This window comes from Microbispora sp. ATCC PTA-5024 (assembly GCF_000511135.2).
GTDB classification, from domain to species: Bacteria; Actinomycetota; Actinomycetes; order Streptosporangiales; family Streptosporangiaceae; genus Microbispora; species Microbispora corallina.
Map to the genome: position 1 here is coordinate 171,883 of NZ_KI866527.1, position 23,867 is coordinate 195,749.

21 protein-coding genes are annotated in these 23,867 nt (G+C 73.4%); 8 read left to right on the forward strand and 13 right to left on the reverse strand.

Annotated features, from left to right (window positions below):
- Positions 1-119: 119 nt before the first annotated feature.
- Entirely contained in the window at positions 120-1,208 is a 1,089-nt protein-coding gene (ychF, locus tag MPTA5024_RS35290; RefSeq protein ID WP_036332318.1) for a redox-regulated ATPase YchF, read from the reverse strand.
- A 118-nt stretch (positions 1,209-1,326) separates the two neighbouring features.
- Between ychF and MPTA5024_RS35295 the strand changes: the two genes are divergently transcribed.
- Together MPTA5024_RS35295 and MPTA5024_RS35300 are read left to right on the forward strand one after the other, a co-directional pair.
- Positions 1,327-2,640 (forward strand): DNA recombination protein RmuC, encoded by a 1,314-nt coding sequence (locus MPTA5024_RS35295; protein WP_084370296.1) that lies wholly within the window; start codon positions 1,327-1,329, stop codon positions 2,638-2,640.
- A gap of 9 nt (positions 2,641-2,649) precedes the next feature.
- A complete protein-coding gene (locus tag MPTA5024_RS35300) occupies positions 2,650-3,165 on the forward strand; it encodes a DUF6542 domain-containing protein (RefSeq protein ID WP_036332320.1) in 516 nt (171 codons plus the stop codon).
- Positions 3,166-3,223: 58 nt separating this feature from the next.
- Here the strand turns inward: MPTA5024_RS35300 and MPTA5024_RS35305 are convergent, their stop codons facing one another.
- A complete protein-coding gene (locus tag MPTA5024_RS35305) occupies positions 3,224-4,198 on the reverse strand; it encodes a 4-hydroxy-3-methylbut-2-enyl diphosphate reductase (RefSeq protein ID WP_036332322.1) in 975 nt (324 codons plus the stop codon).
- A gap of 88 nt (positions 4,199-4,286) precedes the next feature.
- On the opposite strand from MPTA5024_RS35305, the gene MPTA5024_RS35310 reads away from it, so the two are divergent.
- Both MPTA5024_RS35310 and xseA read left to right on the forward strand, forming a co-directional pair.
- Positions 4,287-5,636 (forward strand): hypothetical protein, encoded by a 1,350-nt coding sequence (locus MPTA5024_RS35310; protein ID WP_157099900.1) that lies wholly within the window; start codon positions 4,287-4,289, stop codon positions 5,634-5,636.
- A gap of 101 nt (positions 5,637-5,737) precedes the next feature.
- Positions 5,738-6,955 (forward strand): exodeoxyribonuclease VII large subunit, encoded by a 1,218-nt coding sequence (gene xseA, locus MPTA5024_RS35315; RefSeq protein WP_036332327.1) that lies wholly within the window; start codon positions 5,738-5,740, stop codon positions 6,953-6,955.
- Positions 6,956-7,073: 118 nt separating this feature from the next.
- Here xseA and asnB read toward each other — a convergent pair whose 3' ends face one another.
- The gene (asnB, locus tag MPTA5024_RS35320) at positions 7,074-8,939 is read right to left on the reverse strand and encodes an asparagine synthase (glutamine-hydrolyzing) (protein ID WP_332310663.1); all 1,866 of its coding nucleotides are present in this window, start codon (positions 8,937-8,939) and stop codon (positions 7,074-7,076) included.
- 121 nt (positions 8,940-9,060) lie between these two features.
- Between asnB and MPTA5024_RS35325 the strand changes: the two genes are divergently transcribed.
- A complete protein-coding gene (locus MPTA5024_RS35325) occupies positions 9,061-9,300 on the forward strand; it encodes an exodeoxyribonuclease VII small subunit (RefSeq protein WP_036332331.1) in 240 nt (79 codons plus the stop codon).
- 45 nt (positions 9,301-9,345) lie between these two features.
- Here the strand turns inward: MPTA5024_RS35325 and MPTA5024_RS35330 are convergent, their stop codons facing one another.
- Both MPTA5024_RS35330 and MPTA5024_RS35335 read right to left on the reverse strand, forming a co-directional pair.
- Positions 9,346-9,888, reverse strand: coding sequence for a DUF4245 domain-containing protein (locus MPTA5024_RS35330; protein ID WP_036332874.1), 543 nt, complete (start codon positions 9,886-9,888; stop codon positions 9,346-9,348).
- A 129-nt stretch (positions 9,889-10,017) separates the two neighbouring features.
- Complete coding sequence (locus MPTA5024_RS35335; protein ID WP_036332333.1) at positions 10,018-10,611, reverse strand: TetR/AcrR family transcriptional regulator; 594 nt, start codon at positions 10,609-10,611, stop codon at positions 10,018-10,020.
- 149 nt (positions 10,612-10,760) lie between these two features.
- Between MPTA5024_RS35335 and glpX the strand changes: the two genes are divergently transcribed.
- Positions 10,761-11,789, forward strand: coding sequence for a class II fructose-bisphosphatase (gene glpX, locus MPTA5024_RS35340; protein WP_036332335.1), 1,029 nt, complete (start codon positions 10,761-10,763; stop codon positions 11,787-11,789).
- Between the two features lie 66 nt (positions 11,790-11,855).
- On the opposite strand, the gene MPTA5024_RS35345 is transcribed toward glpX, so the two are convergent.
- On the reverse strand, positions 11,856-12,503 hold the full coding sequence (locus MPTA5024_RS35345) for a DUF1707 SHOCT-like domain-containing protein (protein ID WP_084370259.1): 648 nt from the start codon (positions 12,501-12,503) through the stop codon (positions 11,856-11,858).
- Positions 12,504-12,740: 237 nt separating this feature from the next.
- Here MPTA5024_RS35345 and MPTA5024_RS35350 point away from each other — a divergent pair, with 237 nt between their 5' ends.
- Positions 12,741-15,185: a LuxR C-terminal-related transcriptional regulator gene (locus tag MPTA5024_RS35350; protein ID WP_051459071.1), complete on the forward strand. Its 2,445-nt coding sequence runs from the start codon at positions 12,741-12,743 to the stop codon at positions 15,183-15,185.
- Here the strand turns inward: MPTA5024_RS35350 and MPTA5024_RS35355 are convergent.
- A complete protein-coding gene (locus tag MPTA5024_RS35355; RefSeq protein WP_084370260.1) occupies positions 15,079-15,993 on the reverse strand; it encodes a sensor histidine kinase in 915 nt (304 codons plus the stop codon). The genes MPTA5024_RS35350 and MPTA5024_RS35355 overlap by 107 nt on opposite strands.
- Positions 15,994-16,263: 270 nt before the next feature.
- Between MPTA5024_RS35355 and MPTA5024_RS35360 the strand changes: the two genes are divergently transcribed.
- Positions 16,264-17,469 (forward strand): MFS transporter, encoded by a 1,206-nt coding sequence (locus tag MPTA5024_RS35360; RefSeq protein WP_036332879.1) that lies wholly within the window; start codon positions 16,264-16,266, stop codon positions 17,467-17,469.
- Positions 17,470-17,494: 25 nt separating this feature from the next.
- Here the strand turns inward: MPTA5024_RS35360 and iolD are convergent, their stop codons facing one another.
- Genes iolD through MPTA5024_RS35390 form a run of 6 tightly spaced genes read right to left on the reverse strand, consistent with a single transcriptional unit; the run spans position 17,495 to position 23,830 of the window.
- Entirely contained in the window at positions 17,495-19,345 is a 1,851-nt protein-coding gene (iolD, locus tag MPTA5024_RS35365; RefSeq protein WP_036332337.1) for a 3D-(3,5/4)-trihydroxycyclohexane-1,2-dione acylhydrolase (decyclizing), read from the reverse strand.
- Positions 19,345-20,166, reverse strand: a complete 822-nt coding sequence (iolB, locus tag MPTA5024_RS35370; protein WP_036332339.1) for a 5-deoxy-glucuronate isomerase — start codon at positions 20,164-20,166, stop codon at positions 19,345-19,347. The genes iolD and iolB overlap by 1 nt, the downstream gene beginning before the upstream one ends.
- Positions 20,163-21,050: a class I fructose-bisphosphate aldolase gene (locus MPTA5024_RS35375; protein WP_036332342.1), complete on the reverse strand. Its 888-nt coding sequence runs from the start codon at positions 21,048-21,050 to the stop codon at positions 20,163-20,165. The genes iolB and MPTA5024_RS35375 overlap by 4 nt, the downstream gene beginning before the upstream one ends.
- Entirely contained in the window at positions 21,043-21,987 is a 945-nt protein-coding gene (gene iolC / locus MPTA5024_RS35380) for a 5-dehydro-2-deoxygluconokinase (RefSeq protein ID WP_036332344.1), read from the reverse strand. The genes MPTA5024_RS35375 and iolC overlap by 8 nt, the downstream gene beginning before the upstream one ends.
- Complete coding sequence (locus tag MPTA5024_RS35385; RefSeq protein WP_036332346.1) at positions 21,984-22,847, reverse strand: TIM barrel protein; 864 nt, start codon at positions 22,845-22,847, stop codon at positions 21,984-21,986. The genes iolC and MPTA5024_RS35385 overlap by 4 nt, the downstream gene beginning before the upstream one ends.
- A complete protein-coding gene (locus tag MPTA5024_RS35390; protein WP_036332348.1) occupies positions 22,844-23,830 on the reverse strand; it encodes a Gfo/Idh/MocA family protein in 987 nt (328 codons plus the stop codon). Before MPTA5024_RS35390 ends, MPTA5024_RS35385 begins: the two co-directional genes overlap by 4 nt.
- Between the last annotated feature and the right edge of the window lie 37 nt (positions 23,831-23,867).

A 23,867-nucleotide genomic window follows, 5' to 3' on the forward strand; every position in this document is an offset into this window, starting at 1 on the left:
GGATCATCACCCGATCACCGTAGGGCCGCCGAACCTGCCCGGCAACGCTGTTCAGCGGCATCGAAGCACCCTGCAACGCCCCGCCCGGCCAACTCCATCCAGGAGACGATGAACCGCGATCAGACGTTGAAGCGGAACTCGACGACGTCGCCGTCGCGCATCACGTAGTCCTTGCCCTCGATCCGCGCCTTGCCGACGGCGCGCGCGGCGGCGACCGAGCCGGCCTCGACGAGGTCGCCGTACGAGATGACCTCGGCCTTGATGAAGCCGCGCTGGAAGTCGGTGTGGATGACGCCGGCGGCCTCGGGCGCGGTCGCGCCCTTGCGGATCGTCCAGGCGCGGGTCTCCTTCGGGCCCGCCGTGAGGTACGTCTGCAGGCCGAGCGTCTCGAACCCGACCCGGGCGAGCTGCGACAGCCCGGACTCCTCCTGGCCGACCGACTGCAGCAGCTCGAGCGCCTCGTCGTCGGGCAGCTCGACCAGCTCAGACTCGATCTTCGCGTCGAGGAACACGGCCTCGGCGGGCGCGACGAGCGCCGACAGCTTCGCGCGCAGCTCGGTGTCGATCAGCTCGTCGGCGTCGAGGTTGAAGACGTACAGGAACGGCTTGGCCGTGAGCAGGTGCAGCTCGCGCAGGTCGGCGGGGTCGATCCCGGCCCCCTTGGCGCCGGCGTACAGCGTCGTGCCGGTGTCGAGCAGCTTCGCGGCGGCCTCGGCGGCCTCCAGGAGGACCTTGCGGTCCTTGTTGTTCCTGGACTCCTTCTGCAGGCGCGGCAGCGCCTTCTCGATCGTCTGGAGGTCGGCGAGGATCAGCTCGGTGTTGATCGTCTCGATGTCGCGCTCGGGCGAGACGGCGCCGTCGACGTGGGTCACGTCGGGGTCGGAGAACACCCGGATGACCTGGCAGATCGCGTCGGTCTCCCGGATGTTGGCGAGGAACTGGTTGCCCCGGCCCTGCCCCTCGGACGCCCCCTTGACCAGGCCGGCGATGTCGACGAACTCCACCTTCGCGGGGAGGACGCGGGCCGAGCCGTAGATCTCCGCGAGCGTCGCCAGCCGCGCGTCCGGCACGCCGACGATGCCCACGTTCGGCTCGATCGTGGCGAACGGGTAGTTCGCGGCAAGCGCGTTCCCGCTCTTGGTCAGGGCGTTGAAAAGCGTGGACTTGCCCACGTTGGGCAGACCGACGATGCCGATGCTCAGGCTCACGTAGGCCGAGTTTACGGGCCCGGGCGGGTGTAAGGGACATCGGCGGGCGGCCCGGCTCACGTCCCCCGATGAGCGCGCCTCCCCCTGCGCGCGGTGAATGCCTGAAATGATCCGGAGCGTGGATGTGACGGCCCTCGCTCTGTGGCTCGCCGTGGGTCTCGCCGCCGGGATCGTGATCGGTTTCGCCCTGGCCCGGACCCGTACGGCGAGCGACGCGGCGCGGTCCGCCGTCCGCGTGGCGGAGGCCGAGGCGAGGGCGCGGGCGGCCGAGGAGAAGGTCGCCTACATGGAGAACCAGCTGTCGGAGCGGTTCCAGGCCATCTCCGCGCACGCCCTCGACGTCAACAACCTCCGCTTCCTCGAACTCGCCGAGAACCGGCTCAACACCACCCGGGCCGAGGCCGCGGGCGACCTGGAGCAGCGCAGGCAGGCCGTCGAGAACCTGGTCACCCCGCTCAGGGAGACGCTGGCGAAGGTCGAGGCCCAGCTCAGGGAGAGCGAGTCCGGAGCCCGCGCCGCCCGCGCCGAGCTGAGCAAGCAGATGGAGTTCGTCCGGCAGAGCTCGGAACAGCTCAAGGGCCAGACGGCGGCCCTCGTACGGGCCCTGCAGCGGCCCGAGGCCCGCGGACGCTGGGGGGAGCTCCAGCTGCGCCGGGTGGCCGAGATCGCCGGCATGGCCCGCTACTGCGACTTCGACGAGCAGACGACCGCCTTCACCCGCGACGGCCTGGTCCGCCCCGACATGGTGGTGCGGCTGACCGGCGGCAAGAACATCGTCGTCGACTCGAAGGTGTCGCTGGCCGCGTACCTGGAGGCGGCGGAGGCGGGCGACCCCGACTACGGGTCGGCCCGGCTCGACGCGCACGCCCGGCACCTGCGCGAGCACGTCGACCGGTTGGCGGCCAAGGCGTACTGGCAGGCGTTCAGCCCGTCGCCCGAGTTCGTCGTGCTCTTCATTCCCGGCGAGGCGTTCCTCGCCCCGGCTTTGGAGCGCGACCCCGGGCTGCTGGAGTACGCCATGCGCCGGCGCGTCCACATCGCCACGCCGACGACGCTGATCACGATGCTCCGCACCGCGGGGTACGCCTGGCAGCAGGCCGCCCTCAGTGAGAACGCCAAGGCCGTCTTCGACCTCGGCAAGGAGCTGTACGAACGGCTCGGCGGCCTGGGCCGCCACATGGACGGCCTCGGCAAGGCCCTGTCCCGGGCCGTCGCCGCGTACAACCAGACGGTCGGCTCGCTGGAGAGCCGCGTGCTGGTCAGCGCGCGCAAGATGAACGACCTCGGGTTCGTGGACGACCCCCTCGACGGGCCGGACCCCGTCGAGGAGGTCCCCCGGCAGGTGGCGATGCCCGAACTCGAAGGTGAAGAGCAGGTAAGCCCCCCTCCTGTCCATCGTCAGAACGGTAAATTGACGCGAGACTTGTCGTAAGGGGGCTCGATGACAGGCGCGGATCGAGCACAGATCAGGCTGACCGCCCGGGGAGCCATCGTCGTGCTCTTCGCCGTCACGCTGCTGGGGCAGCTGCTCCGCCTCCCCGGCCCGGCGTTCGTCGCCGGATGCCTCGCGGCGGTCCTGCTCGTGCAGCCGCGTGACCTGCTCCCGCTGGTGGTCACGCCCCCGCTGGTCTTCTTCGCCGCCACCCTGCTCGTGGAGGCCGTACGGTCGCTGGGGTCCGGCTCGATGGTGCAGACCCTGGGACTTGGGCTGTTCACGGCGCTGTCGTCCGGCGCGCCGTGGCTGTTCGCCGGGTCGGCGCTGGCGCTGGCCGTCGGCTGGTTCCGGGGGCTGCCGGACAACATCCGCGAGCTGCGGCAGGACACCCCGGGGGACGCTCCCGTACCGGCCGCCGCCGCGCCCGCGTCACGGGGACGGCGGGCCCGCCGGTCGGGCTTCGACCCCGAGCCCGAGGGCTACTTCGAGCCCCGCGTGTACGGCACGACCGCGGACGAGTGACGACAGCCGCCGACCGGGCCGCCTGCCTGCCCGCAGGTCGCGGCCTCAGGCGGCGGCGTCAGGCGGAGTCGGCGGTGCGCAGGTCGCGGCGCAGCTCGTGGGGCAGCGCGAAGCGCATGCTCTCCTTGACCGACTCGACCTCCTGGACGTCGGTGAAGCCACGCTCGGCGAGCGCCCGCAGCACCCCGTCCACCAGTTCCTCGGGCACCGACGCGCCGCTGGTCAGGCCGACCGTCGTCACGCCCTCCAGCCACTCGTCACGGAGGTGCGAGGCGTCGTCGACGAGGTGGGCGTCGTCGGCGCCGTAGTCCTTGGCCACCTCCACCAGCCGCTTGGAGTTGGAGGAGTTCGTCGAGCCGACGACGATGACGAGCTCAGACTCGGCCGCGATCTGCTTGACGGCCGTCTGCCGGTTGGACGTGGCGTAGCAGATGTCGTCGCTCGGCGGGTCGATCAGGTTGGGGAAGCGGGTGCGCAGCCGGGCGACCGTCTCGGTGGTCTCGTCGACCGACAGCGTGGTCTGGGAGAGCCAGACGACCTTGTCCGGGTCGCGCACGGTGACGCCGTCGACGCCCTCGAGGCCGTCCACGAGCTGGATGTGCGCCGGGGCCTCGCCCGCGGTGCCCTCGACCTCCTCGTGGCCCTCGTGGCCGATCAGCAGGATGTCGTAGTCCTTGGCCGCGAACCGCTTGGCCTCGTTGTGCACCTTCGTCACGAGCGGACAGGTCGCGTCGATCGTCCTGAGCCCCCGGGCGGCCGCCTCCTCGTGGACGCTCGGCGCCACGCCGTGCGCCGAGAAGATCACGATGGCGCCCTCGGGCACCTGCTCGGTCTCGTCGACGAATATCGCGCCGCGGGCCTCCAGCCCCTTCACCACGTGGGTGTTGTGCACGATCTGCTTGCGCACGTAGACGGGCGCGCCGTACCGGTCCAGTGCCCGCTCGACCGTCTCGACGGCGCGGTCCACTCCCGCGCAGTAACCGCGCGGCTTGGCGACCAGGACACGGCGAGGCGTCTGGGTGTGCTCGTCCATGTTCCTATGCTATGGGGAACGCCACCTGCCTCTTGACCCCGGTCTTGCGAGACTGGATGTCTGAGAACAGATCTCCCCGGGAGCTGTCATGTCCGTCCTTAGAGCCATTACGAAGCCACTGCGCGACGCCTTGGAGAACCGCGACCAGCTACGGGAGAAGGCCAAGGATCTGCCTGTCTTCGTGCTCCAGACGGCGCTGAACGGGGTCGGGCAGGCACTGCTGCTCGGCGACCGGGTCCGCTCGTCCATCAAGCGCCTCTCGGGCGGCGAGGAGCGGGAGGAGGAGAGCCGGGAGGAGGCCGCCGAGCCGCGCGCCGAGCGCCGTGAGCCCGTCATCTTCGCGCCCCGCCCGTCGGCGAAGGCCGAGGAGCCTCCGGCCGCGAAGGCCGCCGAGACCCCGGCTCCCGCCCCGTCCGACGTCGCGGAGGCCGCCGCCGTCTCCGCGCCCACGGAGAAGGCCGAAAGCGCGGAGAAGGCCGAAAGCGCGGAGAAGGCCGAAAGCGCGGAGAAGCCCGAAGGCGCGGAGGAGGCCGAGGTCGCGGCCCCGGCTGAGACGGAGAAGCTCGACCTGCCCGCCGTGCCGGTCGAGGCCGAGCCGCCGGCCGTCGCCGCGGTCCTGGACCGCCAGGCCGAGCTCCAGGAGGCCGGGGAGCGCGAGCCGCAGGCCGCCGAACCGGTCGCGCCGCAGACGCCCGCCGCGAAGGAGACGCAGCCCGCCGACGAGCCGGCCGCGAAGGAGACACCCGCGGAGACGCCGGCCAAGCCGGCGCGCGCCACCCGTACGACCCGTACGACGCGGACGAGCAGGACGCGCGGGACCACCGCCGCCGCCTCCACCGCTGCCGCCGCCGCGCCCGCCGAGGCGGCCCCCGCCGCAGGCGAGACAGCTACCGAGGCCTCCGCGACCGCGGCTGAGAGCGGCGCGAAGCGTACGAGAAGCACCGCCGGCCGCGGCACGGCCGCGCGCACGACCCGCGCGAAGGCCGCCGCGACGGCCGCGGAGGACAAGGGCGCCGACGCCACGGCCACCGGGACGAAGGACACGGAGACCACGGCCACGCCCACCAAGACGACCCGCAGCCGGAGCGGCACCGCGAAGGGCACCTCGGCCACGCCGTCGAGGAGCCGGGCCAAGGCGGCCGCCGCGGACGACGTCACCGGCACGGCCCCCGCCGCCGCGACGTCCGCGGGGACGGCCGCCGAGGGGCCGGTGACGGACGCGGGCGCCGCCACGCCGTCCGTCTCGGGCGCGAACGGGCAGGGCGAGCCGATGCCGGGCTACGCGGACCTGACCGTGGCCTCGCTGCGCGCGCGGCTGCGCGGCAAGTCCGTGGAGCAGGTGCACGACCTGCTCGACTACGAGCAGACGAACGCCAACCGGCCCGAGGTCGTCCGCCTGTTCCAGAACCGGCTGTCGAAGCTGCGGAGCGAGTCCTGACCTCGACCGGCCCGCGGAATGTCGGCGGCGACGGCTAACCTGCGGATGCGGGACGGCGAGCGGGCGGCGGGCGCCACGCCGCCCGCCGGCGAGGAGGGCCTGTGAGCGCGAAGACGTCCCCCGAGGCGCCGCTGCCGATCCGGTCGGTGCTCCAGCTGGTGGCCCAGTGGATCGGCAAACTGGGCACCGTCTGGGTGGAGGGGCAGATCACCGAGCTGACCGCGCGCGGCGGCACGGTGTTCCTCACCCTGCGCGACCCGGTGGCCAACGTCTCGGCCCGGATCACCTGCTCGCGCGGCGTCTACGAGGCGAGCGTGCCCCGTCCGGTGGACGGCGCGCGCGTGGTCATGCACGTCAAGCCGGACTTCTGGGTCAACAAGGGGTCGTTCGCGTTCACCGCGCTGGAGATACGGCCCGTCGGCGTGGGCGAGCTGCTGGCCCGGCTCGAACGGCTCCGGCAGGTGATGGCCGCCGAGGGCCTGTTCAACGTCGACCGCAAGAGGCGGCTGCCGTTCCTGCCGGGCACGATCGGGCTGATCTGCGGCCGCGACTCGGCCGCCGAGCGCGACGTGCTGGAGAACTCACGCCGCCGCTGGCCGGCCGTCCGGTTCAAGGTGGAGCAGGTGGCCGTCCAGGGGCCGTACGCCGTGGGCGAGGTGACCGAGGCGCTGCGCAGGCTCGACGCCGACCGCGAGGTGGACGTCATCATCGTCGCCAGGGGCGGCGGCTCCCTGGAGGACCTGCTGCCGTTCTCCGACGAGGCGCTGGTCCGGGCCGTCGCGGCCTGCCGCACGCCCGTGGTCAGCGCTATCGGCCACGAGCAGGACACCCCGCTGCTCGACCTCGTCTCCGACGTGCGGGCCTCGACGCCGACCGACGCGGCCAAGAAGGTCGTCCCCGACGTGGGCGAGCAACTGGCCCTCGTCCACCAGCTCAGGGACCGGGGCCGCCGGGTCGTGCGCGGCTGGGTCGAGCGCGAGCTGTCGTGGCTGGAGTCGGTGCGGTCCCGGCCGTCCCTGGCCGACCCGGTGCGCGAGCTCGACCGGCGGGCCGAGCAGATCGACGCCCTGCGTGACCGGTCCCGCAGGTGCCTGACCGCGTCCCTCGACCGTTCGTCCGACTCGCTGGAGCACCTGCGTGCCCGGCTCGTGGCGCTCTCGCCCGCCGCGACGCTGGAGCGCGGCTACGCCATCGCGCAGCGGCCCTCCGGGGAGGTCGTCCGGCTCGCGGCCGACGTCAAGCCCGGCGACGAGCTGACCATCCGCTTCTCCGACGATCGCGTCGGCGTGACGGCCCTCCCCGGCGAACAGCCCCTCTGACACATGCTGGAAACCCGGCTCACGCACACCGCCATGCCGGAGGCCCGGCTCCGGCGCACCGCCCCTCTGGCGCGTGCCGGAGGCCCGGCGCGGTGCCGGGCCTCGGGCGGCGCGGTGATCAGATGGAGACGCGGGCGCCGTAGTTCTCCAGCCAGGCGTTGAGCTGGAGCAGGCCCTCCAGCGAGGTCCGGGCGCCCTGGAAGCTCACGGTGCCGATGGGCTGGTCGAGCATGTCCCGCACCTTGCCCGCGTCCACGAGGCCGGCCGCGGCGAAGTCGCCGCCGTCCAGCAGCCGGGTCACCTCCGCCCGCAGCGCCCGCTCGTACGCCGGGTCCTGGGTGGAGGGGTAGGGCACCTTGCGCCGTTCGACGACCGAGCGCGGCAGCACGTCGGCCGCGGCGGCGCGCAGCAGGCTCTTCTCGTGGCCGTCGAACGTCTTCATGGCCCACGGGGCGTTGAAGACGTACTCGACCAGGCGGTGGTCGCAGAACGGGACGCGGACCTCGAGGCCGACGGCCATGCTCATCCGGTCCTTCCGGTCGAGCAGGATCTGGACGAACCGGGTGAGGTGGAGGTAGCTGATCTCCCTCATCCGGCGTTCCAGCCCGGTCTCGCCCGGCAGGCGCGGCACCTCGGCGAGGGCCCGCTGGTAGCTGTCGGCGCGGTACGCGGGGATGTCCAGCTTGCGCAGCAGGTGTTCCTCCAGGAACTCGCCGCGCGTCGCCAGGCCGGTGACGCCGGGGACGGCGAGCCACGGGAAGGTGTCGCCGTGGACGGCCTCCGGGTCGTGGAACCAGCGGTAGCCGCCGAAGACCTCGTCCGCCGACTCGCCCGACAGCGCCACCGTGGAGTGCCTGCGGATGGCCTTGAACAGCAGGTAGAGCGAGGTGTCCATGTCGCCGATGCCGAGCGGCAGGTCGCGGGCCCGCAGGACGGCCCGCCGGACGCCCGCGTCCATCAGGTCGGCCGAGTCGAGCACGATGTCCGTGTGCTCGGACCCCACGTGGCGGACCACGTCGTGGACGTAGGGGGTGTCGGGCGTGTCGCGGGTGTCGTCGGGCTGGAAGTTCTCGGCGTAGCCGGCGAAGTCGACGGAGAACGACCGGACCCTCCCCTGGCCCTCCAGGGCGCGCGCGGCGAGCGCGGTGACGGCGCTGGAGTCGAGGCCGCCGGACAGCAGCGTGCACAGCGGCACGTCGGAGATGAGCTGCCGGGCCACGATGTCGTCGAGCAGGTCGCGGATCGTCCGCACGGTCGTGCCCAGGTCGTCCGTGTGCTCGTGGGACTCCAGCTTCCAGTAGCGGCGCTTGCTCAGGCCCTCGCGGCGCACCTTCACGATCTGGCCGGGACGGACCTCGTACATGCCGCGGAAGACGGCGTTCTCCGGCGTCTTGACGAACGAGAGGATCTCGCGGAGGCCGTCGGCGTCGACGACGCGCTCGACGAGCGGGTTGGCCAGGATGGCCTTGGGCTCGGAGCCGAACAGGACGCCGTTCGAGGTCGGGTGGTAGTACAGGGGCTTGATGCCCATCCGGTCGCGGACGAGGAGGAGTTCCTCGGTGCGGGCGTCCCAGATGCCGAAGGCGTACATGCCGTTGAGCCGGTCGGCGAAGTCCTCGCCCCATTCCAGGTACGCCTCGAGGACGACCTCGGTGTCGCTCTGCGTGCGGAACCGGTGTCCCCGCTGGGCGAGCTCCGCCCTGAGCTCGCGGAAGTTGTAGACCTCGCCGCTGTAGGTGAGCGCGGCGACGAGGCGGCCGTCGGCCTCCGCGAGCATCGGCTGGCGTCCGCCCTCGATGTCGATGATGGCCAGCCGGCGGTGCCCGAACGCGACGTTCCGGTCGATCCACGCGCCCTCGGCGTCCGGTCCGCGGCACGCCATCGTGTCGGTCATGGCCTGCACGGTCCCCCGCTCCTGCCACAGGTCGCGTCCGTAGTCCACCCAGCCGGTTATGCCGCACATAGAGATGACCCCCCGGTTCATCTGTCGGTCATGGATTGGTACGTGATTAAAACGTTCAAATCACTACATATATGCCCAAATCGGACAGGTGTCGTCGACATCGCGCCGCACGGCTGTCGGGGGCGACCTCTAGGGTGGGGTCGTGGCTGAGGAGAAGCAGGCGCCGTCGTACGAGCAGGCTCGCGAGGAGCTGACCGAGGTGGTCCGGCGGCTGGAGACCGGCGGGCTCACGCTGGAGCAGTCGATCGAGCTGTGGGAGCGGGGCGAGCGGCTGGCCGCCGTCTGCGAGGAGTGGCTGCAGGGCGCCCGGGCCAAGCTGGCGGCCGCGATGGCCCAGCGTCAGGAGCCCCAGGCGGCCGGCTCCGACGAGGCCCCGTTCTGACAGACGACTCCTCGTCGCGCGATCGAGGCATGCGGGCCACCGAGGTCAGCCGGAGGGCGTGGCGGAGGGCTTGGCCTGCGGGGACAGGCTGGCCGCGAGCGCGCTGAGCTCGTCCCAGCCGGCGGTGCCGGTGACGACGACCGTGTGGTCGGGGAGGACCCGCACCAGCGACCGCTGGTTCTTGTCGGGGCGGACGCGCTCCTGCCAGGTGACCCCGCCGATCTGGAGACTGCCGCTGGCCGTCTCGGTGTTGGCCATGCGGTTCGCGAACGCGCCCGGCGGCCGCTCGTCGCTCTGCGCCACCATCGCGTGCTCCCGCTTCGCGGTGGCGAAGCCGAGCCGCCACGTCACGCCGCCGTCCTGGGTCAGCGTCGAGCTGTTCGGCACCCAGTCGGGCGGCACCTGGCGCGGGGCGACGACCTCGTACGGCGCGCTGCGCGCGGCGTTGACCTGGTCGATGGAGTAGTCCACCCGCGGGATGTGCTCCGTGCGGTCCTGCGGGGTGACGAGCAGGAAGAGCCCCACACCGGCGAGGACCACGAGCAGCGCGAACGCGTAGCCGAGAAAGCCCTGGGTGAACCGTCTCACGATCATGAGACTACCGGCCGGAAGGGCAGGTCCCCGACTCGGCCTCCACCGCCTGTGGACAACGTGCGGCCCGGCGGGCGCGCCCGGCCTCGGCTCGGGAGGGCCGTCGGCGGCCGGGGGAAGGCGCCGTCAGGTCCGGTGGATCCGGCCGATGATGGCGAGCGCCTCCTCGGCCATGCGGCGGGCGGCCTCGGGGTCGTCCGAGAGCGTCACCTCCTGGACGACGGCCGCGAGGGCGCCGGTGACCACGACGACCAGGGCGTCCTCGTGCTCGAAGAGGGCCGCGGTCCGCCTGGCCCACTGCCGCAGCCGGTCCCGCATGATGACCTCGAAGCCGGGGGGCGCGTCACCGCGCAGGAACAGCGCCGCGAGATCGCGTTCGGCGAGGCATCCGTCCAGGTAGGCGCCGGCGGCGGCGAGGAACTGCGGCATCGGGTCGGTCTCGCCGGCGGCCCGCGCGTCCTGGACGGCCTGCCGGGTCCGCTGGGTCTGCCGCTTCTGGAACTCCTCGAAGAGGGTGAGGTAGAGGTCGGCCTTGCCGGAGAAGTGATGGTAGAGGCTGCCGACACTGGCGCCGGCCCGCGCCACGACCTCCGTGACGCCCGCCTCGGCGAATCCGCTCGTGACGAAGATCTCCTTCGCCGCGTCGAGGAGCGCCCCACGCGTGGCCGCGCCGCGGTCCGACGTGCGCGCTGTAACCGTTCGCTCGGTGTCGCTGCTCATGCCGCGACGATATCCCCGGCCTGCCCGTCCTGGGGCGTCACGGGGCCAAATGGGCCCCCACCAGGGAGGACAGGTACAGACCAATCGGACAAGAAGCGCCCGGACAACTACGATCAGTGAGGACGGGAACCTTCCAGCTAAGGGGATCGATGTCTGATCACGTGCCGGCCGTGCTGGCCACGGGGGAACACGCGCCCGACCGGAATCTGGCTCTCGAGCTGGTGAGGGTGACGGAGGCGGCGGCGATGGCCGCGGCCCGCTGGGTGGGCCGCGGTGACAAGAACGGGGCGGACGGCGCGGCCGTCAACGCCATGCGCCAGCTGATCAACACCGTCTCCATGCAGGGCGTGGTGGTGATCGGCGAGGGCGAGAAGGACAACGCGCCGATGCTGTACAACGGCGAGGAGGTCGGCGACGGCACCGGTCCGGAGTGCGACGTGGCCGTGGACCCGATCGACGGCACCCGTCTGTGCGCGCTCGGCATGAACAACGCGGTGTCGGTGATCGCGGTGAGCGAGCGGGGCTCGATGTACGACCCCTCGGCGGTCTTCTACATGGAGAAGCTGGTGACCGGCCGGCAGGCCGCGGAGCACGTGGACATCGACGCCCCGGTCGCGGACAACATCAGGGCCGTGGCCAGGGCCAAGGGCGCCAAGCCGTCCGACGTGACGGTGGTCATCCTCGACCGGCCCCGGCACGAGCGGATCGTGAAGGAGATCAGGGAGACCGGCGCCCGGATCCGGTTCATCACGGACGGTGACGTGGCCGGCGCGATCATGGCGGCCCGCCCCGGCACCGGCGTGGATCTGATGCTCGGCATCGGCGGCACGCCGGAGGGCATCGTCGCGGCCTGCGCGATGAAGTGCATGGGCGGCGTCATCCAGGGCAAGCTCTGGCCCCGCGACGAGGACGAGCGCGCCCGCGCGCTCGACGCCGGGCTCGACCTCGGCCGGGTGCTCACCACCGACGACCTCGTCCGCTCCGACGACGTGTTCTTCGCCGCCACGGGGATCACCGACGGCGAGCTCATGTACGGCGTGCGCTTCCAGGGCGGCGCCGCCGTCACGCACTCGCTCGTCATGCGGGGTCGTTCCGGGACCATCCGGAAGATCGAGAGCGAGCACCAGCTCTGGAAGCTCGGCGCCTACAGCGCGATCAACTTCGACACCGCCGTCTGAGCCCGACCGCCGTCTGAGCCCGACCGCCGGGAAAGCCCGCCGCCGGGAAAGCCCCGGACCCGGGGATCAGCCGCGGCGGAACAGCCCCCGCCGGGGCCGCTTCGGCGACCGGGCGACGACCTTGCCGCCGACGACGAACCCGGCCAGCTCGATCACGGGCGCGTCCGGCGCGTGGCCGGTCGCGCCCGGCGGGAGCCGCACCTCGTTCCTGACCGTGCGGACCCGGGCGGAGGGCGCCGTGACGATGCGTACGCCCTCGGGGACGACGAGCGTGACCGTGCCGGCCATGACGGCGAGCTGGACGACCACCCGGCGCGACTGGAGCAGCGCCTCGCACAGGTCCATCGTGACCTTGCCGCCCAGCGAGGTGACGGGCACCTGGGACGGCACCACCCACCGGCCCGTACGGCTCTCGGACCGGAAGAAGGCCGTCACCGGCCGGTTGTCGACGCGGAACGGCTGGCTCTCGGGGGGCAGCAGGTCGGCCGTGAGCGCGGCCAGCTCGCCCAGCGTGCGGGCGGCGCACGCCTGGTCGACGCGCTCCTCGTGTTCGAGCGGGGTGAGCCGTCCGTCCGTGACCGCCTCGGCGAGGACGGCGAGCACGCGCTCCCGGTCGGCGTCGGACGCCCGGAGCAGCGACGGATCGGTGCCGTCCTGGACCCGCGGCGCGAGGAATGCGGAGATCCACTTGTTCGCTGACGACTCGCTGCTCACACATCGAGAGTAAGCGCTGAACGGTGTTCGCGCCGCCTTCCCTTCGGGCGGTTCCCCCGGCCCCGGCCGGGGGTCGCGTCCGGAACCGGCTCCGGGACCGTACGATCGCGCCCGGAACGCACCGGCGCCGAGTCCGTACGGTCGCGCGCGAGGGCGGGCACTCGCCGGGCGGACGCCGCCACGCGACCAAGGTCACCAGGTTTGACCTGGCACTTCGTCTCCGCCTAGCGTGGAAATGTGGCCATTCCGGCGGCGCTGGTCCGTCAGATCGGCAACCTTCCGGCCGACCTGACCAGCTTCGTGGGCCGCAGGCGCGAGCTTGCCGAGATCCGCCGGTTGCTCTCGGTCTCGCGTCTGGTGACCCTCACGGGAGTCGGCGGCGTCGGCAAGACCCGGCTCGCGCTGCGGGCGGCCGCCGAGCAGCACCGGGCGTTCGACGCCGTCTGGCTGGTGGACCTGACCGCCCTCGACGACCCGGCCCTGGTGGCCGAGACGGTCGCGGCGACCCTGGGGGTGCAGTCCGAGATCAACCCGGTCGACGCGCTGGCCAGGGTGCTCACCGGGCGGCGGACCCTGCTCGTCCTCGACAACTGCGAGCACCTGCGGGACGCGTGCGCGTCGTTCGCGAACCGCCTCCTGCGGGCCGTGCCCGACCTGCGCATCCTCGCGACCAGCAGGCAGTCCCTCGGGATCATCGGCGAGCACCAGATGCGGGTGGCACCGCTCGCGCTGCCCGAGCCCGGCCGGCCGCTCACGGGCAGGGCGCTGGAGCTGTACGACGGGGTGAGCCTCTTCCTGGAGCGGGCGTCCGCCGTGGTGCCCGGGTTCCGCCTCACCCCGGACATCGCGGCGGACGTGGTCGAGCTGTGCCGGCGGCTGGACGGCATCCCCCTGGCGATCGAGCTCGCGGCGGTCCGGTTGCGGGCGCTGTCGGTCGGCACGCTGGTCGAGCGCCTCACCGACCGGTACGCCTGCCTGACGAGCGGGAGCCGTACGGTCGCGCCGCGCCAGCGGACCCTGCACGCGCTGGTCGACTGGAGCTACCAGCTGCTGTCACCGGCGGAGCGGACGCTGTGGAGCCGCATGTCGGTCTTCCCCGGCCACTTCGACCTCAAGGCCGTGGAGGACGTCTGCGCCTGCGGCGACGTGGAGCCGGAGGACGTCCTCGACCTGATCGACGCGCTGCTGGACAAGTCGCTGCTGCTGCGCGAGGAGCATCACGGCGAGGTCCGCTTCCGCATGCTGGAGACGCTGCGGGAGTTCGGCCGGCTGCGGCTCGACGGGCCCGACGAGCGGCGGTCGCTGGCGCGCCGCCACCGCGACCACTATCTGGCGCTGCTGGAACGGGCGGCCGGCGAGTGGTTCGGCCCGGCCCAGGCCGGGTGGTTCGCCCGGCTGCGCCTGGAGCAGGCGCACCTGCGCGGCGCTCTGGAGTTCTGCCTGCACGAGCGGGGCGAGGCCGACGTGGGGCTGCTCATGGCGGCCCTGCTGTACGAGACCTACTGGCTGCCCAACGCGTTCTACAGCGAGGGACGCCACTGGTTCGACCTGCTGCTGAAGTCGGCCCCGGCGCCCACCGCCGTACGGGCCGAGGCGCTGTGCGCCGACGCGCAGATGGCGTTCATACAGGGCGACACCGCCGTGGCCGAGCTTCTCGTCGGCGAGGGCCTCGCGCTCGCGGAGAAGCTGGGCCACGCGAAGAGCCTGGCCCTGGGCTCGCTGGTCTCCGGCATCGCCGCCCACCAGCACGGAGACTACGCACGGGCGGCCGTCCTGCTGGAGGAGGCCGTGACCGGCCACACCGCGGCCGGTGACGGTCTGGCCGCCCTCGTCGGCCTGCTGACGCTCGCGGCCACGGCCGGCAGCCTCGGCGAGGAGGACCGAGAGCGGCGGCTGTTCGAGCGGAGCCTCGCGCTGGCCGAAAGCGGCGGGGACAGCTGGATCAGGTCCTGGGTGCTGACGGTGGCCGCCGTCCACGCCTGGCAGCGCGGGGACGCGGAGAGGGCGACGGACCTGGCCCGGGAGAGTCTGGTGGTCGGCCGGGACTTCGACGACCGGCTGGCGCTCGCCACCACCTTCGAGGTGCTCGGCTGGATCTTCGAGACCGGGCGCCGCGACGCCTCCGCGGCACGCATGCTCGGCGTGGCCGAGGAGCTGTGCCGGGCGGCGGGGGCGTCGATACAGCGGGTGGCGAGCTATTCGGAGTCCCACGAACGGTGCGTGATCGCCCTGCGCGAGAGGATGGGCGAGCGGTCCTTCGACCGGGCCCTGCGGCAGGGCGAGCGCCTGACGCTCGACGACGCCGTCGCCGAGGCGCTCGGATCACGGCTGGACGAGAGGCCGGACGAGGGGCCCGGCGCGGAGCCGGACGAGGGGCCGGACGAGATGTTCGGGGAGGGGCGCCCGGGGCGTGGGGAGCGGGCCGGGCCCGAGCCGTCGCCGCTGACCGGGCGGGAGCGGGAGATCGCGGAGCTGATCTCCCAGGGGCTCAGCAACAAGGAGATCTCCTCCGCGCTGGTGATCGCGCAGCGCACCACCGAGGGCCACGTCGAGCACATCCTGACGAAGCTCGGCTTCAGCTCCCGCACGCAGATCGCGGCATGGGTGGCCGCGCGGAAGGCCGCCGGGGGGCACACGCGGGATCACGACGCCATCCCGAGGCGGCCTCGCCGCACTCGGTGAAGCGGCCGCGCGCCGCGACGCCGGGCGGAGGCGTGGGACCCCGCCCGGACGACGCGGTGCGCGACCGGATCACCGGCGCCCTCCGTCCGTACGAGACGACGACCTCGCCGGAGGGCGCGAGTGGAAGGCTGACGACGAAGCGGCTCCCGGGCTCGGCGTCCTGGACGGCGATGCGGCCTCCGTGAGCCTCGGCGACCTCCCGGGCGATGGCGAGCCCGAGTCCGGGGCCGCCGTTGCTCCTGCTCCTGGCCGCGTCCCTACGGTAGAACCGGTCGAAGACCCGCTCGCGCTCCGCCTCGGGGATCGCCTCCCCGTCGTTCGTGACCGCGAGCACGGCCCGCTCGCCCTCCCTGCGCACCTCGACGTGGACGGAGGTGGCGGCGTGCCGTTCGGCGTTGTCGAGCAGGCACGCCACCATGCGGGACAGCAGCGGCCGCAGCCCTCCGACGATCACCCTCGACGTGAGGTGGAGCCGGGTCGGACGGCGGCCGGGCCGGCGGCCCAGCTCCGCGGCGACCAGCTGACCGAGATCGATCTCCTCGCTCTCGGCCAGGGTCGCGGCGCCGATCCCGGCGAGTAGCAGGAGGTCGGCGACGATCGCCTCCAGCCTGGTGGTGGCCCGCAGCGCCCCCTCGATCGCCTCGGACACGTCGTCCGGGTAGAGACGGGCGACCTCCAGTTGCGCGCGTATGCCGGCGATGGGCGTGAGCAGCTCATGGGACGCGTCCGCGGCGAACTGCCGCTGCCGCCCGAGCGCGCGCTCGGCGATGCGCTCGGCGTGTTCCATCCGTTTCACTATGCTGTTCATCGGCGCTTCCTAGTGCACGGCAAGAGGTGGACGCCGGCCCGTTCCCCTCACTGCCGAGGGACCCCGGCGCCTGGATACCAGCCTCCGTGGCGGGCCTTCCCGCTGAAACGGGGAAAACCGTGGTAGCCCTACCTGACCGGCGCACATACGTAGTCACCCGCCGCTGGGTCCCGCGTCCCGTCGCCCGCCGTACGCGAAACCATTGACCCCGGGGGTGCCGCCTCTTAGTCTGACGCGAAATTGAACCCTCCTCATGTTTTGGAGGCCGCGGTGCCCATTCCTCGCGACCGGCAGGCGCGGCTCGCCACCTTCGCCGTGTTCTTCGTGCAGGGACTCACGTTCGCCACGCTGCTGTCCCAGGTCGCGGCCCTGCAGAAGAAGCACGGCCTGTCCGACGACGAGCTCACCGTCCTGCTGCTGGTCGTGCCCGTGATCGCGGGCGTGGGGAGTGTGCTCGCGGGAACACTCGCCTCGCGGTTCGGCAGCCGCCGGGTGCTGCGGCTGGTGCAGCCGCTCGCCTGCGCGGCCGTCGTCCTGGCCGGGCTCGCCCCGAACGTGCCGTCCCTGGTGGCGTCCAACGTGCTGTTCGGCCTCGCCCTCGGCGGGGTCGACGCCGGCATGAACATGCAGGGGGTCGCGGTCGAGCGCCGGTACGGACGGCCGGTGCTGACCGGGTTCCACGCGCTGTGGAGCGCCGCCGCCGTGATCGGCGCCCTGTGGGCGTCCACGGCCGCCGGTCTGGGGCTCGCCCTGTCCACGACGTTCGCGATCGCGCTGGTCCCGGCCGTCGTCATCTCGCTGGCCGCCTCCGCCGGTCTCTACCGGCCCGCCGAGGAGCACGTCGGCGAGGAGGACGGCGCCGCGACGGCATCCGCCGCCGCGGCTCCCCGGTTCCCGTGGCGGCCGATCATCCCGTTGTGCCTCGCCATGGCGTTCCTGTACGTGGGGGACTCGTCGATCTCCAACTACGGGTCCGTCTTCATGGACAAGATCATGCACGGCTCTCCGGCGGTCGTGCCGCTGGCGCTGGGGGCCTACCAGGCCACCACGTTCCTCATCCGGGTGGGCGGCGACTTCGCGGTCCGCCGGTACGGCCCGGCCGCGATCGTCCGCGCCGGGGGCGCCGTCGCCACGCTGGGCTTCGTCGCGATCGTCGCCGCCCCCGGCGTGCCCCTGGCCATCGCCGGCTTCGCCCTGACCGGGGTGGGCCTGTCCGTGGTCGCCCCGCAGTCGTTCTCCGCGGCGGGACGGCTCGACCCCGCGGGCACCGGCGTCGCCATCGCCCGGGTCAACATGTTCAACTACGTCGGGTTCGTGCTCGGCGCCGCCCTGGTCGGCGTGATCGCCGGCACGTCCACGTACCGGGTGGCGTTCGCGGCGCCCCTCGTGCTCTCCGCCGTGATCATCCTGCTCGCCCGGGGGTTCGAGCCCCGTACGGCTTCCGCCTCGGCCTCCCCCGCCCCCGCGGCGCCCTGAGCCGCCCGCGACGAGGCCGGGGCGGTCAGAGGTACGGCCGCTGGGCCCGCTTGGCCTCCTCGTAGCGCTCGCGGATCTCCGGCACGCCCTCCTCGGCCACCGGCACGTCCCACCAGGCGCCCGAGTCGGGCGCCGCGCCGGGCACGGTCTCCACGTACACGACCGTCGTCCGTGTGGCCTCGACGGCCTTGGCGAGGGCGGCGCGCAGCGAGCCGGGGTCGGTCGCCCGGAGCACGTCGGCGCCGAGGCTGGCCGCGTTCGCCGCGAGGTCCACCGGCAGCCTGTCCCCGTCGAGGTCGCCGGAGCCGCCGCGCAGCCGGTAGGCCGTGCCGAGCCGCCGCGCCCCGACGGACTCCGACAGGTTGCCGATCGAGGCGAACCCCTGGTTGTCCACCAGGACGATCGTGAGCTTCACGCCCTCCTGGACGGCGGTCGCGATCTCCTGCGCCATCATGAGGTACGACCCGTCGCCGACCAGCACGAACACCTCGCGCTCCGGCGCCGCGAGCTTCACGCCGAGGCCGCCCGCGATCTCGTAGCCCATGCAGGAGTAGCCGTACTCCACGTGGTAGGCCTCGGGGTCGGGCGCCCGCCACAGCTTGTGCAGGTCGCCCGGCATCGACCCGGCGGCGTTGACCACGACCGAGCCCCCGGCGGCCGCGAGGGCGGCCTCGTTGACGATCCCCAGCACGACCGGCTGGGTGAGGGCCTCCCCGGCGTACGCCCCGGCCACCACGTCCCGCCAGTCGCCGGCCAGCCGGGTGGCCCGCTCGGTCCAGTCGTCGTCCGCGCGCCACCGCCCCCGCAGCGCCTCCTCCAGCGCCTCGATCGCCGCCCGCGCGTCGGCCACGACCGGGACGGCCGCGTGCTTGTACGCGTCGAAGGCCGCCACGTTGACGTTGACGAACGCGTCGGCCGCCCCGAAGAGGGTCCGGGAGGCGGTGGTGAAGTCGCTGTACCGGGTGCCGATCCCGATCACCAGGTCGGCCTCCCGCGCGAGCGCGTCGGCGGCCGCCGTCCCCGTGTGCCCGACGGCCCCCACGGCCAGGGGATGGTCGTGCGGCAGGGCGCCCTTGCCGGCCTGGGTCTCCCCCACCGGGACGCCGTACCGCTCGGCGAAGGCGCGCAGCCCCTCCCACGCCTCGCTGTACCTGACCCCGCCGCCCGCGACGATCAGCGGCCGCCGCGACCGCTCGATCGCCCGGACGGCCCGGGCGAGCGCGGCCGGCTCGGGCACCGGGCGGCCGATGTGCCAGACCCGCTCGGCGAACAGCTCTTCCGGCCAGTCGTACGCCTCGGCCTGGACGTCCTGCGGCAGGGCCAGCGTCACCGCGCCGGTGTCGGCCGGGTCGGTGAGCACGCGCATCGCGGCCAGCAGCGCCGACGGGAGCTGCTCGGGCCGGTTGATCCGGTCCCAGAAGCGGCTGACCGGCTTCAGGCAGTCGTTGACGCTGGCGTCGTACGACCGGGGGTCCTCCAGCTCCTGCAGGACCGGCGAGGCGACCCGGGTGGCGAAGATGTCGCCGGGCAGCAGCAGCACCGGCAGCCGGTTGATCGTGGCGAGCGCCGCCCCGGTGACCATGTTGGTCGCGCCGGGCCCGATCGAGCTCGTGCAGGCGAACGCGGACAGCCGGTTGGCCTGGCGGGCGTACCCGACCGCCGTGTGGACCATCGCCTGCTCGTTGCGGGCGAGGTAGTACGGCAGGGCGGACCCGGTGCCCGCCCCCTCGGACGCCAGGGCCTGCCCGATCCCGGCGACGTTCCCGTGCCCGAAGATGCCCAGGCAGCCCTGGACGAGCCGGCGCTCCACGCCGTCGCGCTCGGTCCGCTGCCGGGACAGGAAGCGCACCAGCGCCTGTGCCACCGTGAGCCGCATCAGTTCTCACCTCGCCCGAACGGGACCCTGGGGTCGATCGGCTGGCCGCTCCACGACGACCGGATCCACGCGTGCCGGGGGTCGTCGCAGAAGGCCATGGTCCGCTTCTCGGCCGGACCGGCCAGCACGTTGAGGTAGTAGAGGTCGTAGCCGGGGGCGGCCATCGACGGGCCGTGGTAGCCGCGCGGCACCAGCACCACGTCTCCGGCCGCCACCTCGGCCAGCACGTCGTGCCCGCCGTACACCCGCTGGTAGCCGGGGCCGCCCTCGAAGTAGTAGATCTCCTCCAGCACGGCCTCGCCCTCGCGGAGCGTGTCGTGCTTGTGCGGAGGGTACGACGACCAGTTGCCGCCGGGCGTGAGGACCTCGACGGCCACCAGCCTGTCGCAGTCGAACGCCTCCGGCGAGCAGAAGTTGTTCACCTGCCGGGTCGACTGCCCCGCCCCCCGGATCTCCACCGGCACGTCGGCGGCCGGACCGTACCGGACCGGCAGGCGCCGCGTCGCCCGGGCGGCCGGCAGCGCGACCCTGCCCCGCCCGGACAGCCGAACGGACGTCCGGATGGGCAGGTAGGCGAAGTCGGACGGCCCGTGGAACACCGACTCCCGCCCGTGGAGCGCCATCCGCAGCCCGTCGGCCACCACCTCGCACGAGCCGGACAGCGGCAGGACCAGCATCTCCTCCGCGCCGGTGGCGAACTCGACCGGCTCGTCCCCGAGGTCCGCGATCCGCAGGCCGCAGTACGTCCAGCCGGCCGACTCGGGGGTGACCTGGACGGCCCAGGGGCCGGCCCCGGCCGTCCCGAACGGGATGTGGCTCATCGCCCCGCCCCTTCCAGCAGCCCGGCGACAGTGTCGACGGCGGCCGCCACGTCGTCGCCCGGCGGGTAGAGCAGCGCCCGGCCCACCACCAGCCCGCGCACCCCGGGAAGGCGCAGCGCCTTGCCCCACGAGGCGTAGACCTCCTCGGGCGCCCCGCTCGGGTCGCCCCCGAGCAGCAGCGTCGGCAGCGTGGTCGCCTCCATCACCCGCTCCATGTCGTCGATGACGGGGATCTTCAGCCAGGTGCGGGCCGAGGAGGCCCCAAGTGCCTGGCCCACGTGGATGGCGTGGATCATGGCATCGGCCGACAGGTCGTGGGTCACCGCCCCGCCCGACCTGCGGGACCAGAACGGCTCGACCATGGCGGTCAGCCCGTTCCTGGCCAGTTCGGTGACGGCGCGGGCGCAGCTTTCCAGCGTCCCGGCCGTCCGGTCGTCCTCCAGCCCGATCCGGCACAGCATCTTGCCGCCGTCGAGCCGCATCGCGACGATCGCCTCGGTGTCGTACGCGGTGAACCGGTCGTCGAACTCGAACACCGCCCCCTGGACGCCGCCCCGGTTCATCGAGCCGATCACGACCTTGTCGTGCAGCGCCCCGAGCAGCAGCAGGTCCTCGATCACGTCGGGCGTGGCGAGCACCCCGTCGACGCCGGGCCGCGACAGGGCGACCAGGAGCCGGTCGAGCATGTCGACCCGGCTGGCCATGGCCATCGGCCGCCCGGACACGCCGAGCGCGCCGCGCGCCGGGTGGTCGGCCGCGATGATCATCAGCTGGTCGCGCTCCTCCAGGAGCGGCCTGCGCCGCCGCACGGCCGCCGCCTCGGCGATGCGCTCGGGATGGCGGGCGCGGTCGTTCAGCAGCCGCCGGTAGTCCTCGTCACGCATGCGCGTCCCCCGCCAGCATCGCCTCGACCTCCTCGGTGGTGGGCATCGCCGGGGCGCAGGCGAGCCGCCCGGCCACGATCGCGCCCGCGGCGTTGGCGAAGCGCAGCGTCCGCTCCAGCGGCCAGCCGGCCAGCAGCGCGTGGCACAGCGCGCCGCCGAACGCGTCGCCCGCGCCCAGGCCGTTCACGACCTCGACCTGCTGGGGGGGCACGGTCACGGTCTCGTCCCTCGTCATGCCCAGCACGCCGTTCGAGCCCTGCTTCACGACCGCCAGGTCGAGCCCGGCGTCCAGCAGGGCCTTCCCCGCGTCGTACGGCTCCCGCGTCCCGGTGGCCACCTCCACCTCGTCGAGGTTCCCCACGGCGACGGTCACGTGCTCCAGGGCCCGCCGTACGAGGGCGGGGGCGTCGGCGGGATCGGGCCACAGCATGGGCCGGTAGTCGAGGTCGAGGACGGTGAGCGGGCGGCGGCCGCGGGCCCGCCACGCCGCGAAGTGGGCCGACCGGGACGGCTCCTGGGACAGCCCGGTGACGGTCGCCCAGAACAGCCCCGCCCCGGCGACCGCGGGCAGGTCCAGCTCCTCCGGACGGATCTCCAGGTCGGGAGCCTTGGGGTAGCGGTAGAAGAAGATCGGGAAGTCCTCGGGCGGCCGTATCTCGCAGAACGTCACGGGGGTCGGCAGGCCCTCGACGGCCGTCACGTAGCGGTCGTCCACCCGGTAGGAGGCCAGCGCGTCGTGCAGGAACTCCCCGAACGGGTCGGCGCCGGTCCGCGTGATCACCGCCGCCGAGCGCCCGTGCCTGGCCGCGGCCACGGCCACGTTGGCCGGGCTGCCGCCGAGATACTTGCCGAACGTCTCGACCTCCCGGAGCGACACCCCCACCTGCAGGGGGTACACGTCCACCCCGATCCGGCCGATCGTCAGCACCTCGGTCATGTGAGGCCCTCGAGGAAGTCCATGCCGGCTCTCACGTCGCGGATCGGCCCCTCCCCCGGCTCGGGGTCGCGGTCGAGGACGACGTCCTGCTCCATGACATACCACCCGTCGTACCCGGCCATGCCGAGGCCGCGGACGACGGCCGCCACGTCCACGTCCCCGGTCCCGAGCGGCCGGTAGATCCCCTTCGCCACGGCCTCGGTGTAGGTCAGCCTGCCGTCCCCGACCTGCCCGGCCAGCCCGGCGTCCACGTCCTTGAGGTGGACGTGCGCCACCCGCTCCGGGGCCTCCCGGACGACGTCCAGCGGGTCGGTGCCGCCGATCAGCAGGTGCCCGGTGTCGAGGCACAGCGGCACGGCGCAGCCGTCGAGCACCCGCCGCACCTCCTCGCGGGTCTCCACCATGGTGCCCACGTGGGGATGCAGGGTGATGAGCGGGCCGCCCGCGTCGGCCGCCTCCTTGAGCACGCGGTCGAGGGCGCCGAGCAGCGCCTCCCAGCCGGCCGGGCCGAGGGCCGGCCGTTCGTCGTAGCCGTCGAGGCCGGTGGCCGCGGCCAGGACCATCACCTCGATCCCGCCCTCGCGGAACGACTCCAGCAGCGGCCGCAGCCCCACGAGCGGATCCCGCCCGGGGTCGTGCAGCACGACGGGGACGAACCCGCCCACGGCCCGCATCCCGTACGCGCCGAGCAGCGCGCGCCGCTCCTCGGGATCGGGCGGCAGGAAACCGTCCGGGCCCAGCTCGGTGGCGGTCAGCCCGAGGTCGCGCATCTCCGCGAGGACGCGGTCGCGGCCGAGCTGGTGTCCCCAGCCGGGGACCTCGCACACGCCCCACGAGATGGGCGCTCCGGCGATCTTCACTTCGTCACCTCCGTGAGGCGGACCGCACGGCCCTCCCTGCGGGACAGGTCGGCGGCCTCGGCGATGTAGAGGGCGGCCAGCGCGTCGTCCACGGTGCAGGGGCTCTCCCGCTCGCCCCGCGCCGCCTCCAGGAAGGCGGCCATCTCCCGGACGTACGCCGGCTCGAACCGGGCCTGGAAGTCCGGCCACGGCTCGCCGCCGGGGCCGGGCCCGTCGGCCGAATGCAGCGGGACGCGGGCGTCGAGGCCCACGGCCCAGGTCGCGCGGCTGCCGGCCAGCTCCATCCGCACGTCGTAGCCGTTGCCGTTGTAGCGGGAGCCCTGCAGGGTCACCAGCGTGCCGTCGTCCATGGTCAGCAGGGCCGCGCTGTTGTCCACGTCGCCGGCCTCGGCGAAGAACGCCTCGCCCCGGTTGGCCCCCGTGGCGTACACGCTGTCGGCCTCGCGGCCGGTGACCCAGCGGAGGATGTCGAAGTCGTGGATGTGGCAGTCGCGGAAGATCCCGCCGGACAGCGGGATGTACCCGGAGGCCGGTGGCCGGGGGTCCGCGGTGATCAGGTGGACGCGGTCGAGCCGGCCGATCTCGCCGGCGCGCAGCGCCTCGCGGGCGGCCGTGTAGCCCGCGTCGAACCGCCGCTGGAACCCGATGTGGACCACGCTTCCGGCCCGCTCGGCGGCCTCCCGCACCTCCAGGGTCTCCCGGGGGGTCGGCGCGGCCGGCTTCTCGCAGAAGACCGGCAGCCTCCGCCGGCAGGCCTCGACCAGCAGCGCGGCGTGCGTGGAGGTCGGAGTCGCGATCACCAGGGCGTCGGCCTCGAAGGGGTCGCCCACAGCGACGCCGAGGCGCCCGGCGACCTCCTCGGCGCGCCCGCCGTCCGCGTCGCCCACGACCAGGCCGTCCACCAGGCCCTCGCGGGCGAGCCCCGCCAGCGTCGCCGCGTGGAAGGCGCCTATCCGGCCGAGACCCAGCACACCGACACGCACGACGCCCTCCTGGACTCCCCGACTACGGCACGGCTCT

Excerpts from the sequence above, each read along its gene's own strand:
- MPTA5024_RS35310 (WP_157099900.1), top strand. The coding sequence starts at position 4,287 with ATGTCCGTCCTTAGAGCCATTACGAAGCCACTGCGCGACGCCTTGGAG.
- asnB (WP_332310663.1), bottom strand. The coding sequence starts at position 8,939 with ATGAACCGGGGGGTCATCTCTATGTGCGGCATAACCGGCTGGGTGGAC.
- MPTA5024_RS35300 (WP_036332320.1), top strand. The coding sequence starts at position 2,650 with ATGACAGGCGCGGATCGAGCACAGATCAGGCTGACCGCCCGGGGAGCC.
- MPTA5024_RS35305 (WP_036332322.1), bottom strand. The coding sequence starts at position 4,198 with ATGGACGAGCACACCCAGACGCCTCGCCGTGTCCTGGTCGCCAAGCCG.
- MPTA5024_RS35355 (WP_084370260.1), bottom strand. The coding sequence starts at position 15,993 with ATGAACAGCATAGTGAAACGGATGGAACACGCCGAGCGCATCGCCGAG.
- iolD (WP_036332337.1), bottom strand. The coding sequence starts at position 19,345 with ATGCGGCTCACGGTGGCACAGGCGCTGGTGCGCTTCCTGTCCCGGCAG.
- MPTA5024_RS35375 (WP_036332342.1), bottom strand. The coding sequence starts at position 21,050 with ATGCGTGACGAGGACTACCGGCGGCTGCTGAACGACCGCGCCCGCCAT.
- iolB (WP_036332339.1), bottom strand. The coding sequence starts at position 20,166 with ATGAGCCACATCCCGTTCGGGACGGCCGGGGCCGGCCCCTGGGCCGTC.
- iolC (WP_036332344.1), bottom strand. The coding sequence starts at position 21,987 with ATGACCGAGGTGCTGACGATCGGCCGGATCGGGGTGGACGTGTACCCC.
- MPTA5024_RS35335 (WP_036332333.1), bottom strand. The coding sequence starts at position 10,611 with ATGAGCAGCGACACCGAGCGAACGGTTACAGCGCGCACGTCGGACCGC.
- glpX (WP_036332335.1), top strand. The coding sequence starts at position 10,761 with ATGTCTGATCACGTGCCGGCCGTGCTGGCCACGGGGGAACACGCGCCC.